Source organism: Actinospineispora spinosispora DSM 44797, from assembly GCF_000429025.1.
Classification (GTDB): Bacteria; Actinomycetota; Actinomycetes; order Mycobacteriales; family Pseudonocardiaceae; genus Pseudonocardia; species Pseudonocardia spinosispora.
Genome location: NZ_KE386833.1, coordinates 117823 through 138111 on the forward strand (window position 1 = coordinate 117823; position 20289 = coordinate 138111).

A 20289-nucleotide genomic window follows, 5' to 3' on the forward strand; every position below is an offset into this window, starting at 1 on the left:
TCGAAATCCGGATACGTGCCGGCAACACCACGCTGCCTTGACTGTGCACATGACCCACAACGGATCAGCACGCGCAGCGGCCCGGCCCCCGGCCTCCCCCTCGGCACCGGCCCGGCGCCTGCTGGCCACCCTCGCCCTGGCCGCACTGATGAGTGCGGGCTGTTCGAACGCACCCGCCGAGACCCCCACCCCGGCCACGACCCCGAATCCCGAGCTGACCGCGAAGCTCACCGAACTCGCCCGGTGCATGCGTGACAACGGGGTGAAGGACTTCCCTGACCCCGGCGCCGACGGGAGCATCCAGTACCAGGGCGACTCACCGGAGTTCAAGGCCGCGGGCGAGAAGTGCCACGACATCCTTCCCGGGAAGGGGAACGGATGAAGCGGGCGAGCCGGGTGCCGGCCGCCCTGGTCCCCGTTGCCACGACCGAAGTGCTGGTCGGTCGATCTCGTGACCGGCGCGACGATCGCTTCGGCGATTCTTCCCCGACCCAGCCCATGACGCTCGCCCCGTGCCGGGCGGGGCGGGGCGTCGGCGATCACCGAGGACGTCTCTCCGAGGTCACCGACCGGCGTATGTCGGCGGCATGCCGACAGTCGCCTCCGCCGCGTCGTCCACACAGCGGCCCGGTCCACCGCGTGGTCCACCGTGAGCGGCCGCGGGCATCCACCCGTCTCGCTCGGTCGGCGATCCTGGTCCTGATCGCGGTGGCCGTCGCCTCGGCGATCGCGGTCCTCGGCTACCAGCTGTCGACGCCGCCCGATGTCGGCGCGCACTCGGCGGAGGCGGGCGACAAGCCGAGGCGTCCTCCGTCACCACCCGGTGGTTCCCCGCTCGGCGACCGCGGCGGCGCACTCGGCAGGGCCGATGGTGCCGTCTCCGGCGAGGTGACGGTCTTCGACTCCGTCCCGGCCGTGGCCAGGCTCGACCCGGCTCTGCTGACGGCACTGCGCACGGCTGCCAGGGACGCCCGGCGCGACGGGGTCACGTTCCACGTCAACAGCGGCTGGCGTTCCGCCCGGTACCAGGAGCAGCTGCTGCGCGAGGCCGTCTCCGAGTACGGCTCGCACGCCGAGGCCGCCCGGTGGGTCGCCACGGCGGACACCTCCCGGCACGTCTCCGGTGACGCGGTCGACATCGGGCCGGCCGATGCCGCGGCATGGCTGTCCGAACACGGCGCCGGGTACGGGCTGTGCCGGGTCTACCGCAACGAGCCCTGGCACTTCGAACTCCGCCCCGCAGCAGCCTCTCGCGGCTGCCCTCAGCTGTACGCCGACCCCACACACGACCCGAGGATGCAGTGATGACCAGCGACGTCGAGGCCACCACCACGCTGGCCGCCAGCGCCAGGGGACTAACCAAGGTGTATGGCCGGGGCGACGCCGAGGTGCATGCGCTGCGCGGTGTCGATCTCGATCTGCCCCGAGGCAGGTTCACCGCGATCATGGGGCCGAGCGGATCGGGCAAGTCCACGCTGATGCACTGCCTGGCCGGGCTCGACCGGGCCGACCGAGGCACGGTCACCGTGGCGGCCACGGAACTGGGATCGCTCGACGACGACGCGCTCACGATCTTCCGCCGCGAGCACGTCGGGTTCGTGTTCCAGTCGTTCAACCTGCTGCCGATGCTCACCGCGGAGCAGAACATCGTGCTCCCGCTCGAGCTGGGCGGTCGCCGGGTCGACGACGCGGCGACGGAGCGCGCGCGCACGCTCGCCGAGATCCTCGGCGTGGCCGACCGGCTCGGTCACCGGCCCTCTGAGCTGTCCGGCGGCCAGCAGCAGCGGGTCGCGATCGCCAGGGCCCTGATCACCCGGCCGGACCTGCTGTTCGCCGACGAGCCCACCGGGAACCTGGACAGCGCCACATCCGCGGAGGTGCTGGAGCATCTGGGCCGGTCGGTGCGCGAGCTCGGCCAGACCGTCGTGATGGTCACCCACGATCAGGACGCGGCGGCCCAGGCCGACGACGTGGTCACCATGCGGGACGGGGGGATCGCCTGATGCGCACCGTGTTCCGCGCCTCGCTGCGCACCCACGCCCGCCGCTACCTGGCCGCGGCGGTCGCGGTGCTCGTCTCGGTGGCCTTCGTCGTCGTCATCGGTGTGCTCACCGCCGGAGCGCGTGCCGGGATCATGGAAACCGACGGGTCGCCCTACCGAGGCGCGGACTACGTGGTCCGCGCCGACCCCGCCGCACCCGCCCGTGGCCCGGCATGCTGCCCCGAGCTCATGGACCCGTCGGCCGCGATCGGGCTCGTCGAACGCCTCGGCCACAACGCGGCCGGGCTCGGCCGGATCCTGCTGCCGGCGCACGGACCGGACGGCGCCCCGCTCGGTGTGGGCGAGGACAGGGGAGCAACGACCGTAGGGCCGATCGCCGACGCACCGGAGCTGCGCTGGCAGAAGCTCTACGCGGGCCGCTTCCCGATTCGGCCGGGCGAAGCGGCCGTGCACGTCTGGGACGCGCACGCCTGGCACGTGGCGGTCGGGGACCGGATCCGCGTCGGCGAGGGCACCGACGCGACGGTCCTGGACGTGGTCGGGCTCGTGGAGTCGCCATCGACCTGGACCCAGGCCTCGGTGTACGTCACCTGGTCGCAGTACCTGCGGTGGCGGGACCAGCCCGACTTCATCGTGGGGGAGGTGGCGGTGCGCGGCGACGTCGGCCGGCTCCCGGACGCCACGATCGCATGGCCGGCGCGGGAGTACGTGGAGCGATCACTGACCAAGCTCAACAAGGGCACGGACGCGTTCGCGGTGATGTCGTCGCTGTTCGCCGGTGTCGCGCTCGTCGTGTCGGTCCTGGTCGTGGCGAACACGTTCTCCATCCTGTTCGCCGGTCGCCTGCGCGACTTCGCGCTGTTGCGCTGCGTCGGCGCGACACGGCGGCAGGTGACGGCGTCGGTACGCCGCGAGGCGGCCGTCCTCGGGGTGCTCGCCTCGCTCGCCGGGACCCTGGTCGGTGTCGCCCTCGGCTACACACTGATCGCCGTGATCAACACCCTGGCGCCCCGAACCCCGATGGCGGCGCCAGCACCGCCCGTGCCGTGGCTGGTGGGCGGGTTCGCGGTCGGCCTGCTGGTCACGATGGTCGCGTCCTGGTTGCCGACCAGGCAGGTGGTCCGGGTGCATCCGCTGGCCGCGCTGCGTCCTCGGGCCGCGCTCGACGTGCACACGGCCACCGGCCGGGTGCGGCTGCTGCTCGCCGCGCTGCTCGTCGTCGCCGGACCGGTGCTGCTCGGGGCCTCGATGATCAGAGGCAGCAGGGTGCTCATGGTGGCAGGCGGTGGAGCGCTGTTCACCGGCATCCTGCTGTTCGGGCCGGTGCTCGTCCCTCGTCTGGTCCGGGTCGTCGGCGCGCCACTGGCGGGGCCGGCCGGGCGGCTCGCGGTCGAGAACGCCGTGCGCAACCCGCGCCGCACCGCCGCCACCACCGCGGCCCTGCTGGTCGGGGTCACCCTGACCACCGCGGTACTCACCGGTGGAGCCACGTGGCGGGCGGCGATGGACTCCCACCGCGACACGCGGCTGCCCATCGACGCCACGCTGACCTCACTGGGCACGCCGGTCACCACCGATCTCCTCACCCGGGCGCGTCGGACTCCCGGTGTGGAGCAGGCCATCACCGTCGACGGCACCGTCGGCCACATCACCGGGTGGGACGCGCCGATCCCGATCCTCACCGCACCGGACGCGGCGCGGGTGGCCCGCGACGGCGGGGCGTTCGCCCAGGTCGAGCCGGGGACGATCCGACTCGACAAGGAAGCCTTCCGGTCCTCTCACACACAGCTGAACATCCAGCCCAGTGGCCGTGTCACGGTGCGAGTCGGGGATCGCGGTGTGGAGCTGCGCGTCGTCCTCCTCGGCGGTTGGGGCCAGGCGGGCATGGTCGCGCCGCAGACCCTGGCGCAGCTCACCGACGCGCCGGAACCCCGCGCCGTCTGGGTCCGCGCCGCCGAGAACGCCGAGGCGATCGGGCTCGTCGACGACCTGGGCCGGCTGGCCGACGCGACGGGCACGAAGGCCGACAACCAGCTGCAGGTCCGGGCGGCCGGGAACCGGCAGCTGGACATCCTCATCTGGTCGGTGCTCGGCCTGCTCGCGGTCTCCGTGACGATCGCCCTGATCGGGATCGCCAACACCCTGGGGCTGTCCGTGCTCGAACGCGCCCGCGAACACGCACTGCTGCGTGCGCTCGGGCTCACCCGAGGGCAGCTGCGACGGATGCTGGCGACCGAGGCGGTCCTGCTGTCGCTGGTCGCGTCCCTGCTGGGTACCGCGGTCGGTGTGGGATTCGGCTGGGTCGCCTGCGAGACGGTGGTGAGACGAGCCCTCGACAACGTCACGATGCACATCCCGTGGGCCTCGCTCGGGGTGGTCATCCTCGGCGCGGCGCTGGCCGGAGCCCTGGCCTCGGTCCTTCCCGCGCGCCGGGCCGCCCGGGTGACTCCCGCCGAGGGGCTGGCCCTGGACTGACCCCTCAATTCTTGATCAAGTCCCTTGGCCGAGGAGCGACCGTGACGGACACTCAGGGAACTCGATGTCGCCGTAAGGTGGCACCCGACCCTGGAGAGGGAGGGGTCTGAGATGCAGGTGTGGTTGATCGTGCTGACCGGTCTGGGAGCGCTGCTCCTCATCGCCGCGACCGTGATGATCGTCAGGCGGCGGCGCGGCGGACCGGCCACACACCAGCAGGCACTTCGCGAGCTACGGCGCGCTCGTCGGGAGAGCCATGTCGGGTCGCGCTACGAACCGCATGCCACCGTGTGCCCGGTCAACGAGTACATCCGACAGAGTTATGGCCTCTGAGAGCGGAGACCGGTTGTGCGTCGGAGATGACCGCCTCGGCTGTATAGTTTGCGGCGGAATATCTTTCGGAAACTGGTGAAGTTGCTGTGTCGACGAGTGGTGCGAAGTCGGATCCGAACTCCGGCCTGATGAAAGCGCCGGGCACCATCACGGAATTCGTTGCCGAGGAGCTGCGCAATCGCATTGTTCTGGGAACATTGCAGCCGGGTGCGAAGGTTCCGGTGTACGAGATCGCCGCGTCGCTCGGTGTGAGCCGGGTGCCGCTGCGCGAGGCAGTTCGCCAGCTGGAGGCCGAGTGCCTGGTGGTGAACCTGCCTCGTCGTGGAACCGTGGTGCGCGAGTTGAGCGTCGTCGATCTGCGTGACTCGTTCGAAATTCTCCAGGCGGTCGAACCGATTGCCGCGCGGAGAGCGGCGGCCAGCAAGGATCCGGTGCTCGCCGCCGAGATGGAACGATGGCTGGAGCGCATGGACGACTTGTTCGATCGGCGCGTTTCACAGACATCCGAAGACATGTTGCACGCTCACCGGCAGTTCCATTTCGCGCTTTTCCGGGCCGGCGGTGAAGGTGTGCTGCAACGGCATCTGTGCATGCTCTGGAACACGTGTGAGCGATACGTCATGTCGAGCCTGCCGGATGTGGACCGACAGCTGGCGGCGGCGAGGGAACACGCCGAGCTGGTCCGGCGCATCAGGGCGGGGGATCCGGAGGGAACCGCCGAGGTGCTGCGCCAGCACCTCAGCGCCAGCCTCGCGTGTTCCTTGCGCTATCTCGAGGGCAAGGGTTTCGACATCGGCTGAGCCAGCGCGGCCCCGGCTCCCGGTACGGCGGCCGGCAGCCCGACGGCCGCGAGGAGCTCACGGGCGGTCGCGGTCGCGGCGGTGACCACGGGTAGACCCACCGAGTCCTCGACGGTCTGCACCGAGGGCAGCGATGGCATCTGCACGCAGGCGGACAGCACGAGACCGTCCGCGCGACGCAGATCGAGCCGGTTCACGTGGCCCGGCAGGCCGCCGGGGTCCAGCTCACCGACGCGATGGTTGTCGGCCACGCCGAGGCTCACCGAGTCGACGACCTCGATGTCGTAGGCGGCGAGGTAGCCGAACACCAGCTGGGTCAGCGCGGGGAGGTAGGGCGTCACGATCGCCACCCGCTGCAGCCCCAGGTCGAGCAGCGTCCGCACCAACGCGCCCGCGCTGCTGACGATCGGCGTCGGGTCCTCGGCCGTGGCGGCCACCTCGGCCAGCACTGGTTCGATGCGCTCGTGTGCTCTCGGTCCCTCGGCCATCAGCGCGATCAGGCACGCGTAGCCCACGACGTGCACCCGGGCGTCGCCCAGCTCACGCGCGCACCGTGTGCCTTCGCCGACCATGCGGTGCAGGGACTCGGGATCGACGGTGTGCAGCCGTGCACGGCTGGAGTGGAAGGTGAACCGCTCACCGGAGGCGACGCCGTGGCGGTGCAGAAGCTCGGGGACCTCGGTCTCCATCGTGGTGTTGGAGCTCGGGACGATCAGGCCGATGCGGTGCTGGGGCATGGAGTCTCCTGGGATCGCGCGGATGTGGTCGTGCCGGAGTCGAGCGCGGTCGCATTGGTAACGTGCTCGGTCGGAGGGGTGAGTCATGGCGTCCGACGAGGGCAGTCCGGTCGATGCGGGGTCGTCGGCGCAGCGTGCGTATCTCGAGATCGTCAACCGGCTCGCGTCCGGGGAGTTCGCCCCGGGGACGTGGTTGCGGGAGCGGTCGCTCGCCGAGTCGATGGGGATGAGCCGCACTCCGGTCCGGGAGGCGTTCGGCAAGCTCAGCTCGGAGGGGCTCGTCCGACTGGAACGCAACCGCGGCGCGCAGGTCCTGGGATGGAGCCGCGACCAGATCAACGAGATCTACGGATTGCGGGCGACCGTCGAGGGCTACGTCGCCGCGGTGGCCGCGGAGAAGATCGACGACGCGGCGATCGACAAGCTGGAGGCCAACCTCGCGGCCTACGAAGCGGTCGTCAATGCACCCGACTGTTCGCGGCAGCAGGCGGCCACGCTCAACAACGAGTTCCACGCGTTGATCCTCGGGGCCACCCGCAACGATCAGTTGCTGTTCCTGCTCAACGGGGTGCTCGGTCTGCCGCTGGTGAGCAGAACCTTTCTGCGCTACACGGACGCGGACCTGCGGCGCAGCGTCGAGCACCACCGCGACATCCTCGACGCGCTGCGTCATCGGGACGCCGTCACGGCGGAGATGCTGATGAAGGTGCACATCCGGACAGCGCAGCGGGCGGTGCTGCGGTACGAACAGCTCGATAGCGAGTCGCCAGCCAGCTGACCAGCGCCCCGGCCATGAACGACAGGACCGGGGGCACCACCCGCCGCGCGAGCGGACCCAGCAGCGCGAGCACATCCAACTCGCCGGCGGGCGCGGACTCCGCCGAGGGGGCCGTGCCTACGTGCGTGCCGGCCCGGTCGGCGGCGAGCAGCGTTTCGAGGTTACCGGCGAAGACGTCGATCATCCTGGCGCACACGTCGTTCAGTGCGCTGCGGCCGAACTGTGCGACCTTGCCGGTGACCTGCAGATCGGTCCGTATCTCGACCCGTGTGCCGTCGCCGGGAGCGGTGTCGTGCAAGGTCAGGCTGATCACCGCCGCGGCGGAGCCCTTGCCGCTCGTCTCACGGCCCTGAGCGTCCAGGACCATGCGCAGCGCGCGTTCGTCACGCTCGCGGAACGCGGCCGTCCCACGGTAGTGGACCTTGATCGGACCGACCTTGACCGCGACGGCGCCGGAGTAGCTGCCGTCGTCGAGTGGTTCGACGGTTGCTCCCGGCAGGCACGGCGCGATCCGCGCGACGTCGCCGAGCAGCGACCACACATGGTCGGTGTCCGAGGGCACGGTGAACTCGTTGACCAGTTCCATCAGCCGGCCACCTCGGGGTCGATGTCGTGCTCGATGCCTTCGACGGTGGCCGACTGGACGGCGCGCACGATGCCGTTGTACCCGGTGCAGCGGCAGATGTTCCCCGACATCGCCACAGCGGTCTCCTCCCGGGTGAGCACCTCTCGCCGCCGCACGAGATCGTGAGCCGCCAGCACCATCCCCGGAGTGCAGAACCCGCACTGCAGGGCGCCTTCCCGGGAGAACGCGCCGCGTAGCCGCTGCGCGTCCGGGTCGTCGAGGCCCTCGATGGTGACCACCTCGGCGCCTTCGCACGCGGCGGCGAGCACGAGGCAACCGCGTGCGGTCAGCTCGTCGAGCCGTACCGTGCACGCGCCGCACACACCCTGCTCGCAGCCCAGATGGGTACCCGTGAGGTGGAGATGGTCTCGGAGCAGATCGGCGAGCGTGGTGCGCGCGGGCACCGTCACCCGCAGCCTTCTCCCGTTGACGGTGAGCCCGACGGTGACGTCAGACATGACTGTCCTGCCTCTCGGTTGCCCTCAGTGCGCGGTGCACGGCGGCCGCATGCAGCTGCCGGCTGTGACCGTCGGCGCCGGTGTCGGCGCCGACCGTCTCGACGAGATCGGCGACGCTGAGGTCCGGCGATCCTCCGGCTCGGTCCCCGATCAGGTTCTCGGTGCCGGTCAGGCGGATCGGGACGTCGCGGGCCGCCCCCAGCCACAGCTGGAGCTCGTCGCCGTGGCGCAGCGCCACGGCGAGCGACTCGGCGAACTCACCGGGTTTGCGCGCCATCTTGTACAGCCCCCACCGTGTGCCTTCCGGTAGCCGAGGCACCTCGACGGCGACGATGAGCTCGGCCGGGTCGAGAGCGGTGGTGAAGAAGCCCCTCAGCAGCTCGCGGACCGGGATCCGACGTCCACCGTCGGCCGAAGCCGTGTGCACGACCGCGTCGAGCGCGGAGAGGACGGTCGGCCACTCCGCGCTGGAGTCGGAGTGCGCGAGGCTCCCACCGATCGTGCCCCGGTTGCGGATGGCCCGGTAACCGATGCCATGCGCGGCGTGGGGGAGAAGGCCGAGCGTGACGTCGGGGACCAGCCCGTCCTCGATGTGCATGTGCGTCGTGGCCGCGCCGTACCGCACGCCGGTAGCGGTCTCGGTGTGCTGGCGCAGCTCCCCGATGGCGGTGATGTCGACCAGATGGGCGGGTTCGGCCAGGCGCATGTTCATGATCGGGAGCAGGCTCTGCCCGCCGGCCAGGATCTTGGCGTCGTCGCCGTGCTCGCGCAGCAGCGAGGTGGCCGCCTCGACGGTGTGCGGACGGTGGTAGGTGAACGGTGCGGGCTTCACGACACCATCTCCTCGACCGGCCTCGGCTCGTCGCTGAGCACCGCGGTCTGGAGCGCTTCCCAGACCCTGGCCGGGGTCATCGGTGTCTCGTTGATCCGGGCGCCGAACTCGCGCAGCGCGTCGGTGACGGCGTTGCCGATGGCGGCGGGAGGCGCGATCGCTCCGCCTTCACCCGCGCCCTTCATCCCGAACACCGTGTACGGGGACGGCGTCTCGATGTGTCCGATCTTGATCTCCGGAACCTCGGTGGCGCCCGGGAGCAGGTAGTCGAGGAAGCTCGTCGACCGAGGCTGTCCCTCCTCGTCGTAGACGAGCTCCTCGAGCAGCGCACAGCCGATCCCCTGCGCGATCCCGCCGATCAGCTGACCGTCGACGACATGTGGGTTCACGATCGTCCCGCAGTCCTCGACGATCGCGTAGTCGAGCAGCGCGACGGTTCCGGTGTCCAGATCGACGTCGACGACGACGGCGTGGGTTGCGTAGGTGAAGGCCCCGGTCTGTACCTCAGGCCGGTAGAAGTGGGTGACCTCCAGGCCGGGCTCGACGCCGGGCACGTGGTCGGGCGTGAAGAGGAACTCCTTGGCCAGCCGCGCATAGGGCAGCGAGGCGTCGGGTCCGTGGACCGCCCCGTCCCGCAGCTCCAGTTGTTCGACCGGCACCCCGAGCAGGACCGAACCGATGCGCAGCACCTTGCCGCTGAGCTCGCGTGCCGCCCCGTAGGTCGCGCCGCCCGACATCACCATGGACCGCGAGGCGAACGTGCCGTCGCCGCGCGGGGTCAGCGCGGTGTCGCCGTGCAGCACCGTGACATCAGCGGGGTCGATGTCGAAGACCTCGCTGACCACCTGGCCGAGCGTCGTCTCCAGGCTCTGACCGTGGCTCTTGACCCCCACCGCGAGCGTGAAGGCGCCGGTCGCGTCCATCTCCAGCCGTGCGCCCTCGGTGCCGATCGTGAGCGCGAGGCCCCGGGACGCCCACTCGATGCAGCCGTGCGCGGTCTGCTCGGTGAAGGATCCGTAGCCGATGCCGATCCGGTGCCGCGCGGCACCGGGCAGCTCCCGTTGCTTCGCGCGCCATCCGTCGTGGTCGATGAGCGCCGCCGCGCGGCGGACCGCCTCGGCGTAGTCGCCGCTGTCGTAGACCTTCTTCATCACCGACTCGTAGGGCATGTCGGCAGGCGTCACCATGTTGCGCGTCCGCATCTTGATCGGCTCGATACCCAGTTCATGGGCGAGGTCGTCGAGAGTGCGTTCGATGGCGAAACAGGCACCGGGCCTTGCGACACCCCGGTACGGCCCCGACGGGGTCTTGTTGCTCGCCACGCTGCGAGTGCGGAACCGGTAGTTGCGCACCTTGTAGGGGCCCGGGATCATCCCGGCGGCCATCGTGGCATCCATCGTCGCGGTCCACGGATGCACGGAGTACGCACCGCTGTCCACGACGATGTCGGCCTCGAGCCCGAGCAGCGTCCCGTCGGCGGTCGCGTGCGCGGTGACCCGGTAGTGGTGATCACGCGCGTGGGTGGACGCGACCATCGACTCCCACCGGTCCTCGACCCACCGGATCGGATGATCGAGGCGCATGGCGATGGCGGCCAGGGCGATCTCCTCCGGGTACACGGAGCATTTCGCGCCGAAACCGCCGCCCATGTCGGGTGCGACCACCCGGACCCGGCGCGTCTGGACGCCCAGCTGCAGGGCGATCATGTCGCGGATCATGTGCGGGGTCTGCGTGGAGGACCAGACGGTCAGCTGGCCCGTCGCCCGGTCGTAGGCGGCCGCGACCCCTCGGGTCTCCAACGGCACGACGGCCTGGCGGTTCATCCGGTACTCGCGGGTGATCGTGAGGTCCGCGTCGGCGGCGGCGCGCTCGATGTCGCCGATGTCGCCGGACGTCGTGGCGAAGATGTTGTCCGGCCACTCGTCGTGCACGAGCGCCTCGCCGGCCAGCGCGGCGTGGAAGTCGGCGACGGCAGGCAACGGCTCCAGGTCGACGACGACCCGGGACGCCAGATCCTCGGCCTCGGCGCGGGTCGGCGCGACCGTGAGGGCGACCGGTTCTCCGACGTAGCGCACCTTGTCGGTCGCGAGGTTGGGCAACGGCGCGGTTCGGAAGCCGGTCAGTGTCGACGTCGCGGTCAGCGGCTCGGCGAAGGGTGCCAGGTCGGCGCCGGTCCAGACGGTGTCCTCGGCTCCGTCCGGGCGCTGCACCGACAGCAACCGCGCGTGCGCCGCCTGGCTGCGGACGAACGCGACCTCGCGCAGGCCCGGTAGTCGTAGGTCGGCGATGAACGCGGCACGCCCCGCGAGGTGGCGTTCGTCCTCCAGCCGGGGGGAGCGGGCTCCGACGCCGTGTCTGCGTGTGGTGGGTGTCATCGATCGGTCTCTCCTCATCCGGCCAGCCAGCCGCCGTCGATCGGGATGGAGGTGCCCGTCGTGTGCCGAGCCGACGGGGAACACAGATGGGTCACCAGCGCCGCGATCTCGTCGGCGTCGATGAGCTCCTTGATCGCGGCGCCGCCGAGCATGACGTCGCGCATGACCGCCTCGGCCGTCGTGCCCCGGATCGCGGCCTGACGGGTCGCCAGCTCGTGGGTCAGCGGGGTGTCCACCCATGCGGGGCTGATGCAGTTGGACGTGACCCCGTACGTGGCGCCTTCCAGCGCGATGGTCTTCGAGAGTCCCTCGACGCCGTGCTTCGCGGCGACGTAGGCGGCTTTGCGCTGGTCCCCTCGGGTGCCTCGGATCGACGTGATGTGGACGAACCGGCCCCAGCCCTGTGCGTACATCCGGGGTAGCGCGGCCCTGGCGATCCGGAACGGTGCCTGGAGCATCACGTCGAGGAGCCGGGTGAACTGCTCCGGCGGGAACTCGTGCAGCAGCGCAAGATGCTGGACGCCCGCGTTGTTCACCACGATGTCGGGCTCGAGCCCGGCCATGGCGGTGTCGACCGAGCTGAGGTCCGCCAGGTCGACGACCACGGCCCGCCCACCGATCGCGGCGGCCACGGTGTCGGCGGCCTGTTCGTTCACGTCCAGCACCAGCACGTTCGCCCCGGCCTCGGCGAGCGCGCGAGCGCAGCTCGCCCCGATCCCACTGCCGGCGCCGGTGACCAGCGCAACCCGACCTTCGAGCATCTGACCTCCTTCGTGAAGTCCAGATGGTATGCCATCGATCGTGAAACTCCCAGGCCGATCCGATGGAAATGGGCTGTAAGACAGTGATCTGAGCCACTCATGATCACAGCTTGATCCACTACACTGAGTAATAACAGCAGTTAAATCCGCGAGACACTTGACAGTCTGCGACCGCACACTGAGACTTCGGTCCAAACAGAATTCTATCCACTCCGAGCATGCCGGTCGGCCCAGTACGGGCAATCCCGCCGATCGCATTGCTTTGGTATGCCATTCAAGCTCAGTGTTGATCAAGGAGATGGTGATGTCCCTCGGAGCCGCCGAGCTCTACCGGGAACGACGAATCGGGATGACCCAGCGCCCGATCGACCGTCCCGCGCTGGTCGTGGTCGATCTGACCTACGGGTTCACCGACGAGTCGTCGGCACTGGGCTGCCCCGCCGACGACGCGGTGACGGCCACCGCGCAACTGCTGGCGGCGGCCAGGCAGGCCGGTGCGCCGAGGATCTTCACCCGCATCGAGTACGACAGCGCGGGTGCACGGGCGGCGGCGCCGTTCCTGGAGAAGATGCCAGCGCTCGCGGAGTGTGTGGTCGGCAGCCGGTGGGCGCAGGTGGACGAGCGAGTCGCGCCGCTGCCGGACGAGCCGGTCGTGTCGAAGCTGTTCGCGTCGGGCTTCTTCGGGACGGAGCTCGCCGCACTGCTCGCCGAGCACCGGTGTGACGGCGTCGTGATCACCGGCGCCACGACGTCCGGATGCGTGCGGGCCACCGTCGTCGACGCGATGCAGCACGGATACCGGGTGCTGGTGCCCGAGCCCTCGGTCGTGGACCGGGCCCGGGAGCCGCACGACGCGGCGCTGTTCGACATCCAGGCGAAGTACGGCGAGGTGGTCTCACTGGACGCCGCTCGCGCCGTTCTCGCGCGATCCATCCAACGAGAGGTGCGTTGATGACGACGACGAGCAGGGTCGCGGTGCTGCGCGGCCCGGGGACCGTGACGATCGACGAGCTGCCGCTCCCGTCGATCGCCGCAGACGACGGGCTGCTGCGCGTGGAGGCGACCGGCGTCTGCGGCACCGACACGGCCGCCTACCACGGTGTGAACCCCTACTACGAGCTGCCGTGCGTGCTCGGCCACGAGCTCGTCGGGCGCATCACCGAGATCGGGGAGACGGCGGCGGCGCGCTGGGGAGTACGGGCGGGCGACCGCATCGTCGTCGAGGAGTACCTCCCGTGCGGGACGTGTCGGGCCTGCCTCGCCGGCAGCTACCAGATGTGCCGGGTGCCGCGCTACGGTGGAAAGTCCATCCACAGCGGCTCAGGCCTCTACGGCGGTTACGCCGACTACCTCTACCTCCATCCGCAGGCCATCGTCCATCGGGTGAGCGAGGACATCTCGGCCGAACTCGTCCAGCTGTACATCCCGATCTCGAACGGGCTCGACTGGGTGAGTCGGATCGGCGGCCTGCAACCCGGTGGCACGGCCATCATCGTCGGTCCCGGCCCGCACGGGCTGGCCTGCGTGATCGGCGCCCGGGAGGCGGGCGCGGGCACGGTGATCGCCGTGGGGACCTCGGCCGACCACCGGCGGCTCGAGGTCGCGCGGGCGCTCGGCGCCGATCACGTGTTCACCGATCATGTCGTCGAGCGGATCACCGAGGTGACCGGCGGTCTGCTGGGTGACGTCGTGCTGAACGCGGCCAACTCCGCACCCGCGCTGCAGACCGCGCTCGACGTCGCGGGCGACCGCGCCACCGTCGTCCAGATCGGAGTCGCCTCCGGGAGCGGCGCCGGCGCCGACTCACTCGTCGACGCGATGAACCGGAAGGTGCTCACCATCCGAGGCGTCCGGGGCCGGCCCAGCAGTGCCGTACCGCCCGCGCTACGACTGATTGAGTCGGGCCGCTACCCGCTCGAACTCCTGTGCACCGGCCGCTACGCGATCGAGGACACGGAGAAGGCGCTGACCGCCGCGGCAGGCGACCCGCTGTCCCTGCGCTCCACCGTGTTCCCGGAGCTCCCATGATCGAGGAGAATGCTGTGCCGACCCCCGTCGACAAGGACGTGCTGATCACCGACGACTGGCGGGTGAGTGGCCGGATCTACCGTGAGGCCTCGATCTTCGAGCGCGAACTGAGACGGATCTACGGGCGAACCTGGGTGTTCGTCGCGCACGAGAGCGAGATCCCCGTCGGCGGCGACTACAAGACCGCGTACATCGGGCGGCAACCAGTGATCGTCAGCCGCGTCGCGGACACCGGCGCGATCAACGTCATGTTCAACCGGTGCCGCCACCGAGGGTCTGCCGTCTGCCAGCGCGAGTTCGGCAACACGAGTTTCTTCCGGTGTGCCTATCACGGCTGGACCTACGGGGCCGAGGGACAGCTCGTGGGCGTGCCCTTCGACGACGGGTACCCCGAGGCGTTCGACAAGAGCGCGATGGGGCTGACGCACGTGCCCCGCGTCGAGGTCTATCGCGGGTTCGTCTTCGCGAGCCTCGATCCGGCGATCGTCGGGCTGCCGGAGTACCTGGGCAACGCGCGTCGGTACCTGGACTTCATCGCCGACGTGGGGAGCGGTGGTCCGGAGCTCGCGTCCCGCGCGCAGAAGGTGGTCTACCGGGGCAACTGGAAGCTGCAGATCGAGAACACGATCGACCCGTACCACTTCTCCTTCACCCACAAGAGCTGGCTGGACATCCTCAAGGACCGCACGGGCACGAGTAGTCCGTGGGTCAAGAACGTACGGACCAACCCGGACTGGCGCGGCATGGACCTCGGCAACGGACATGCCGTGCACGAGTACGGCCCGCTGGAACGGGCGGGGGAGAATGCGCACGCGATCGGCATCGGCGAGCTGATCCCGTTCAACCTCAACGTCTTCCCGAGCCTGGCGTTCGTCGGCGCCCACCTGCGTCTGGTGGTGCCGCGTGCGGTGGACGAGACGCACGTCTACCTGTATCCGATTCTCCCGCGCGGCGCCGACGCCGAGACCAGGAACCGGATCCTGCGCGACCACGAGATCTTCTACGGTCCCTCCGGTTTCGGCTCGACCGACGATGTCGAGGTCGGATTCGACCGGGTAACGAACGGTCTCGAAGCGTCCGCGAGCCCGAACGACTGGGCTCTGATGTCGCGCGGGCTGCACCGGGAGGTCGTCGAACCCGGGACCGGAATTCGGATCGGGCGATCCTCGGACGAGGTGCCGCAGCGCGCCTACCTGCGGCGCTGGCTGGAGCTCATGGAGGTCGAGGATGGCTGCTGAGATCGAGTCCTTCCTGTTCCACGAGGCCGACCTGCTCGACTCCCACGACTACGCGGCGTGGCTGGAGCTGTTCACCCCGGACGCGACGTACTGGATCCCGTCGGGTGCCGACGACACCGATCCGAGCCGCGAGGTGTCGATCGTCTACGACAACGCGGCGTTCCTCGCCGAGCGGGTATGGCGGCTCGACAGCGGCCAGGCCTACGCGCAACAGCCGAGGTCGCGGACCGCGCACCTGATCGGCAACATCCGCCAGGTCGGTGGAACCGACGCCGCACCCGAGGTCGCCGCCACCTTCCTCGTCGTCGAGTACCGGCGGGACACGCAACACCAGTACGCGGGCCGCTATCGCTACGCCCTGCGCTGCGCCGACGGTGACCTGCGGATCGCGCACAAGAAGGTGGAGCTGGTCAACAACGACGGTTTCCTCGGGAACCTCAGCCTGTTGCTCTGAAACTCCCACCCGGACACATCGGAAAGGTAGCTGCCCCATGCTGATCACCCGTCGCGGTGCCGACCTGGTTCTCGTGGACCAGAACGAGCACGGCCGACTAGCCGGCGACCTCACCCTGCGCTGGGGAAACCCGGACTTCGACGCCCCCACCCGACGCGACCAGGTGCGGCTGGCCACCGCCCGGCACGACGACGGCTGGCTGGAGGCGGACGCCGAACCGCTGTACAACGCCGAGGCGCGGCGGCCGCTGCACTTCCTGGAGATTCCGCTCGAAGAACATCTGCCGCTCTACCAGCGGGGAGTGGACCGCATCTACCAGGAGGACCCGTACGCGGGCCTTCTGGTGAGCATGCACTGGACGGGGCTCTACCGGAACCGGTGGGGCCTGCAGGAGGGCGGGGTCGGCATCGCGCCCACCCGCACACCGCTGGACGAGATCCGGGAGAAACACGTCGCGGAGGAGGAGCGTCGCTGGACCGAGACGAAGAAGTCGCTCGTCACCGACGGCATCCGCAGCGACTTCGAAGCGCGCCTGTGGCACCACTACGACCTGCTGCAGATCTGGGACCTGTTCTCGCTGTACGTCTCACTGGCCGACATCACCCCGGCCGACACCGCGCCGGTCCCGCTGGCCCGGACCTTGAAGTCCGTCGACCAGACGCCAGGGCCGAGAGTCATCCAGCGCGCGCCGTCCGGGGTGTGCGGTTCGCGGGCCGACATCGTGCTGACCCCGATCCGGCCGGGTGTCGTCACGGTCGATCCGTTCCCCTTCGACTCCGACGTCGTGGCGAGTCTCGACGCACGGGTGATCCCCGACCGCGCCTACGGCGACCGGACCGACGTCGACACGGCGCTGGCGGACGCAGAACGGACCACTCTGGAATGTCGATTCACGAAGGGGTGACCGACGCCGTGCGCGCGGCGCTCGTCCCCGAACCCGGCCGGCTGGTGGTGCGCAACGAGTTCGCCGTCGTCGCCGTCACCGTTCGACAGGACGGTGCGGGGGAGGCCCGGCTGCGTATCGAGGACCTACGGACCAGGCAGAGCGTCGACCTGGACGCGTTGGAGCTGGAGTCACTCGCCTGGTCGAGGCACCAGGACCTCGACTTCCTGCTCGACCCGAGCCGGACCCGCTGGATCGACGGCGACGACACCGACCACGGAAGGAACCACCCATGACCACGACCACCGCGGCCGTGAAGAAATGGATCTGCGTGTCCTGCGGCGAGGTGTACGACCCCGCCGAGGGTGACCCGGAGGGCGGCATCGCCCCCGGAACCGCGTTCGAGGACATCCCGGACGGCTGGGTCTGTCCGGTGTGCGGCGCCGCCAAGTCCGACTTCGAGCCGTTCGAGGAGGACTGATCCATGGCCGAATCCGATGGCACGATCGTGCTGGTCGGCGGGGGTGCCGCCGCCTCCGCCGCCGCGATCGAGCTGCGTAAGCAGGACTTCGAGGGCCGCGTGACGGTGCTGACCCGCGAGCTGGACCCGCCGTACCACCGGCCCGCGGTCAGCAAGGAGCTGCTGGGCCCCGGCGCGGCGGAGGCCGACATCTGGTGGCCACCGCGGGACTGGTGGGCCGACCACGACGTCGACCTGCGTACCCGTGCCTCGGTGACCTCGCTCGACGTCGGTGCCCGCACGGTCGCGCTCGCCGACCGGTCGGCGCTGAGCTTCGACGCGGCGCTGCTCGCCACCGGCGCAAACGTCCGCCGGCTGAACCTGCCCGGATCGGGATTGGCGGGGATTCACTACCTGCGCGCCCCGGGCAACGCGCACAAGCTGCGCGCCGAGACCCAGCGGGCCCGCCGCGCCGTGCTCGTCGGTGGGTCGTTCATCGCCGCCGAGGTCGCGGCACAGCTGACCGTCGCGGGCGTCGAAGCCACGATGGTGATGCCGGAGCGGGCCCCCATGCAGACCACGTTCGGCACCGCCGTCGCCGACCACATCGCCGCGCTGCTGGTCGAGAACGGCGTGCGTCTCGTGTGCGGGGAGCAGGTGGCGGAGTTCAGCGGGACCGGCGGCGTCGAGGAGGTACGCACCGACGCCGGAACGGTGCTGCCCGCCGATCTGGTGGTGGTCGGCGTCGGAGCCACGCCGGACACGCGGCTGGCGGCCAAGGCCGGACTGGAGTTGGGCGCCACCGGCGGCATCGCCTGCGACGCGACTCTGCGGACCAGCGCCGAAGGCGTCTTCGCGGCCGGCGACGTCTGCGAGTACTTCAGCGAAGTCCACGGCAGACGACTGCGCGTCGAGCACCACGAGCACGCCGTCGCGCAGGGCGTCACCGCGGCTCGAGGCCTCATGGGCGCGCCGGAACCACACCGCGAGGTGCCGTACTTCTGGACGGAGCTCGCCGACTGGGCGCTGCTGGAGTACGTCGGCCCCGCGGGGGAGTGGGACACGGAGCGGATCACCGGATCGCTGTCCGACGGCGAGTTCACCGTCTGGTACGAGCGCGCGGGCTCCGTCGTCGCCGCACTGACCCGGGGCCGCCCCGACGATCTCGACCGAGCCAGGGAGCTGATCGCCGGGTAACGCCCGATCACGTCCATCCCCGCCGCTGCGTCCCTGCGTGGACGAACGGCCAGACAGCTGTGCCCGCGAACACCGCGGTGATCTCTGCCGACCCGGTAGACAGGAGAAACGACGATGAGCACGCCCCTTCCCCAACGGTCGGCGCCACCCGGTTCCGAACCGATGACGCCGCGCTCCCGCAAGGCGGCGCGCGCCGCGTTCTTCGGCTTCGCCGTGGACTACTACGACATCTATCTCCCGGTGGTCGCGCTCGCGCCCGCCATCGGCTACTTCCAGCCCCCGGGTCTGTCACCGGTCGCGGTGACGACGCTGTTCTACCTGACGTTCGCGGTGACCCTGATCGGCCGGCCTGTCGGCTCGATCATCTTCGGCGGCATCAGCGACCGGATCGGGCGCAGGCGCGCCACGTTGATCGCGGTGGCCGGATTCACCGTGTCGACCTTGCTCATGGCCGCGCTACCTGGGTACGCACAGTGGGGATACGGGGGGATCGCGCTGCTGCTGGTCCTGCGGCTGGTCGGCGGGATCTTCATGGGCGGCGAGTACACCAGCGCCAACCCGTTGGCCCTGGAGAGCTGCCCCAAGGCGAAACGGGGCATCGTCGGAGCGCTGATCGCCGGTGCCTATCCGATCGGCTACATCGCCATCTCCCTGGTGACGCTGCCGATGCTGGCGCTGCTGCCGCGAGCCGGGGCCGACTCGGCGTACCAGGTGTGGGGCTGGCGCATCCCGTTCGTGGTCGGTGGTCTCCTCGGCGTCGTGTTCTTCGTCTACTTCTACCGGTCGATCGCCGAGTCGGAAGTGTGGCGCGACAAGGTCGCGTCGGCCGACGCGCAGCAGCCGACCCCCGTGCGTCGGCTGCTGCGTGACAAGGACTCCCGGCGGCGGTTGCTTCAGGCGCTGCTGCTCATGACCGGCCTGTGGCTGGCGGTGCAGTCGGTGATCTCGCCGGTGACCGGTTTGTTGATCAGCGAGCTGAAGCAGGACGCCAACGCGGTCACCGTGGCGTTGCTGCTGGCCAACGTCGTGTTGTTCCTCGGCTACCTCTACTTCGGTCACCTCGGGCAACGTCACGGTCGACGCCGGGTGCTGATGTGGTCCGGGGTCGGGACGCTCGTGATCTCAGTGCTCGCGTTCACCGCGATGATCGGCCTGTTGCGGACCGGGGGTGACTTCGCGCTCGCCATGGTGCTGTACACGGTTGCCCTGGTCGTCGCCATCTCGCCGTTCGGGGTGGCGACGGTGTACCTGCTCGAGGCGTTCCCCACCGAGGTCAGGGCATCCGGATACGGGATCGCCTACAGCGTCTCGCTGGTGCTGCCGTCCTTCTACAGCGTCTACATGCTCGGACTGGCGGAGTTCCTCCCGTACGCGTACACGCCGGTGGTGCTGATCGTGCTCAGTGGCGTCCTGACGACGGTCGGCGCCGCGATCGGGGTCGAGACGAAGGACGTCGATTTCGCTCGCTCTGGCTGATTCTTGCTGTCGTCATCCCCGCGGCTTTTCAGTGTGCTTGGCGTGACAGGTGCATCCCCGCTGGCTTTCAGTGTGCTTGGCGTGGCCGCCCGCTCTCAACCCCCGGCTGGCGCCGGCCTCGCGCAGGCTCATGGTTGCGCGTAGTTCGGGGGCGAGGTTTCAGGGTTGACAGCGGGCGGCCACGCCAAGTGCTTAGCCAGGATCGCGGGGAAGGGGCAGGTGTGCGTGCATGCCGTGCTTGGTGGCGTGCCGATGGCGCTTCTTTGCGCATTGGGCTGCGCCCTCGCGCGATCGCGCAGTCCCAGGAGTCTCTGTGGTCACTTTTGTCACGCCTCGCAGAGCTACGTGTTGCGTCGCAGATGTTGGAACATGTGCGA

22 protein-coding genes are annotated in these 20289 nt (G+C 69.9%); 16 read left to right on the top strand and 6 right to left on the bottom strand.

Annotated elements, in window-relative coordinates:
* The first annotated feature begins 49 nt into the window (after window positions 1-49).
* The 6 genes from G406_RS49485 to G406_RS49490 all read left to right on the top strand — a co-directional run bounded on the left by G406_RS49485 (window position 50) and on the right by G406_RS49490 (window position 5610).
* Window positions 50-382 (top strand): hypothetical protein, encoded by a 333-nt coding sequence (locus G406_RS49485; protein ID WP_051342589.1) that lies wholly within the window; start codon window positions 50-52, stop codon window positions 380-382.
* Window positions 379-1305, top strand: coding sequence for a M15 family metallopeptidase (locus tag G406_RS0124165; protein WP_245607205.1), 927 nt, complete (start codon window positions 379-381; stop codon window positions 1303-1305). Before G406_RS49485 ends, G406_RS0124165 begins: the two co-directional genes overlap by 4 nt.
* Window positions 1305-2003, top strand: coding sequence for an ABC transporter ATP-binding protein (locus tag G406_RS0124170; protein WP_028935749.1), 699 nt, complete (start codon window positions 1305-1307; stop codon window positions 2001-2003). Before G406_RS0124165 ends, G406_RS0124170 begins: the two co-directional genes overlap by 1 nt.
* The gene (locus tag G406_RS0124175) at window positions 2003-4477 is read left to right on the top strand and encodes an ABC transporter permease (RefSeq protein WP_028935750.1); all 2475 of its coding nucleotides are present in this window, start codon (window positions 2003-2005) and stop codon (window positions 4475-4477) included. Before G406_RS0124170 ends, G406_RS0124175 begins: the two co-directional genes overlap by 1 nt.
* Window positions 4478-4588: 111 nt before the next feature.
* Window positions 4589-4810 (top strand): hypothetical protein, encoded by a 222-nt coding sequence (locus tag G406_RS0124180; RefSeq protein ID WP_028935751.1) that lies wholly within the window; start codon window positions 4589-4591, stop codon window positions 4808-4810.
* Window positions 4811-4896: 86 nt separating this feature from the next.
* On the top strand, window positions 4897-5610 hold the full coding sequence (locus G406_RS49490) for a GntR family transcriptional regulator (protein ID WP_051342590.1): 714 nt from the start codon (window positions 4897-4899) through the stop codon (window positions 5608-5610).
* On the opposite strand, the gene G406_RS0124190 is transcribed toward G406_RS49490, so the two are convergent.
* A complete protein-coding gene (locus G406_RS0124190) occupies window positions 5577-6347 on the bottom strand; it encodes a maleate cis-trans isomerase family protein (RefSeq protein ID WP_028935752.1) in 771 nt (256 codons plus the stop codon). The two genes, G406_RS49490 and G406_RS0124190, sit on opposite strands and share 34 nt — an antisense overlap.
* A gap of 85 nt (window positions 6348-6432) precedes the next feature.
* Here G406_RS0124190 and G406_RS49495 point away from each other — a divergent pair, with 85 nt between their 5' ends.
* Window positions 6433-7125 carry a GntR family transcriptional regulator gene (locus G406_RS49495; RefSeq protein WP_051342593.1) on the top strand — a complete coding sequence of 231 codons (693 nt, stop codon included), beginning with the start codon at window positions 6433-6435 and terminating at the stop codon, window positions 7123-7125.
* On the opposite strand, the gene G406_RS49500 is transcribed toward G406_RS49495, so the two are convergent.
* From G406_RS49500 to G406_RS0124220, 5 genes are read right to left on the bottom strand one after another with little or no spacing between them, the layout of a single operon-like run.
* On the bottom strand, window positions 7031-7711 hold the full coding sequence (locus G406_RS49500) for an SRPBCC family protein (RefSeq protein WP_037078312.1): 681 nt from the start codon (window positions 7709-7711) through the stop codon (window positions 7031-7033). The two genes, G406_RS49495 and G406_RS49500, sit on opposite strands and share 95 nt — an antisense overlap.
* The gene (locus G406_RS0124205) at window positions 7711-8208 is read right to left on the bottom strand and encodes a (2Fe-2S)-binding protein (protein WP_028935753.1); all 498 of its coding nucleotides are present in this window, start codon (window positions 8206-8208) and stop codon (window positions 7711-7713) included. The genes G406_RS49500 and G406_RS0124205 overlap by 1 nt, the downstream gene beginning before the upstream one ends.
* Window positions 8201-9040, bottom strand: a complete 840-nt coding sequence (locus G406_RS0124210; RefSeq protein ID WP_028935754.1) for an FAD binding domain-containing protein — start codon at window positions 9038-9040, stop codon at window positions 8201-8203. Before G406_RS0124210 ends, G406_RS0124205 begins: the two co-directional genes overlap by 8 nt.
* A complete protein-coding gene (locus G406_RS0124215; RefSeq protein ID WP_028935755.1) occupies window positions 9037-11415 on the bottom strand; it encodes a xanthine dehydrogenase family protein molybdopterin-binding subunit in 2379 nt (792 codons plus the stop codon). The genes G406_RS0124210 and G406_RS0124215 overlap by 4 nt, the downstream gene beginning before the upstream one ends.
* 14 nt (window positions 11416-11429) lie before the next feature.
* Window positions 11430-12176, bottom strand: coding sequence for an SDR family oxidoreductase (locus G406_RS0124220; protein ID WP_028935756.1), 747 nt, complete (start codon window positions 12174-12176; stop codon window positions 11430-11432).
* A 304-nt stretch (window positions 12177-12480) separates the two neighbouring features.
* Between G406_RS0124220 and G406_RS49505 the strand changes: the two genes are divergently transcribed.
* From G406_RS49505 to G406_RS0124265, 9 genes are all read left to right on the top strand, one after another.
* Complete coding sequence (locus G406_RS49505) at window positions 12481-13128, top strand: isochorismatase family protein (protein ID WP_211241251.1); 648 nt, start codon at window positions 12481-12483, stop codon at window positions 13126-13128.
* Window positions 13128-14204, top strand: a complete 1077-nt coding sequence (locus tag G406_RS0124230; RefSeq protein WP_028935757.1) for a zinc-dependent alcohol dehydrogenase — start codon at window positions 13128-13130, stop codon at window positions 14202-14204. The genes G406_RS49505 and G406_RS0124230 overlap by 1 nt, the downstream gene beginning before the upstream one ends.
* Window positions 14205-14218: 14 nt before the next feature.
* The gene (locus G406_RS0124235) at window positions 14219-15442 is read left to right on the top strand and encodes an aromatic ring-hydroxylating oxygenase subunit alpha (RefSeq protein WP_169736776.1); all 1224 of its coding nucleotides are present in this window, start codon (window positions 14219-14221) and stop codon (window positions 15440-15442) included.
* A complete protein-coding gene (locus tag G406_RS0124240; protein WP_028935759.1) occupies window positions 15432-15896 on the top strand; it encodes an aromatic-ring-hydroxylating dioxygenase subunit beta in 465 nt (154 codons plus the stop codon). Before G406_RS0124235 ends, G406_RS0124240 begins: the two co-directional genes overlap by 11 nt.
* 37 nt (window positions 15897-15933) lie before the next feature.
* Complete coding sequence (locus G406_RS0124245; RefSeq protein WP_028935760.1) at window positions 15934-16800, top strand: DUF3891 family protein; 867 nt, start codon at window positions 15934-15936, stop codon at window positions 16798-16800.
* The gene (locus tag G406_RS0124250) at window positions 16779-17075 is read left to right on the top strand and encodes a hypothetical protein (RefSeq protein WP_245607206.1); all 297 of its coding nucleotides are present in this window, start codon (window positions 16779-16781) and stop codon (window positions 17073-17075) included. The genes G406_RS0124245 and G406_RS0124250 overlap by 22 nt, the downstream gene beginning before the upstream one ends.
* Complete coding sequence (rd, locus tag G406_RS49510) at window positions 17072-17260, top strand: rubredoxin (protein WP_037078316.1); 189 nt, start codon at window positions 17072-17074, stop codon at window positions 17258-17260. The genes G406_RS0124250 and rd overlap by 4 nt, the downstream gene beginning before the upstream one ends.
* A gap of 3 nt (window positions 17261-17263) precedes the next feature.
* On the top strand, window positions 17264-18436 hold the full coding sequence (locus tag G406_RS49515; RefSeq protein ID WP_051342596.1) for an NAD(P)/FAD-dependent oxidoreductase: 1173 nt from the start codon (window positions 17264-17266) through the stop codon (window positions 18434-18436).
* Window positions 18437-18550: 114 nt separating this feature from the next.
* Window positions 18551-19912: an MFS transporter gene (locus tag G406_RS0124265; RefSeq protein ID WP_028935762.1), complete on the top strand. Its 1362-nt coding sequence runs from the start codon at window positions 18551-18553 to the stop codon at window positions 19910-19912.
* Window positions 19913-20289: the final 377 nt, after the last annotated feature.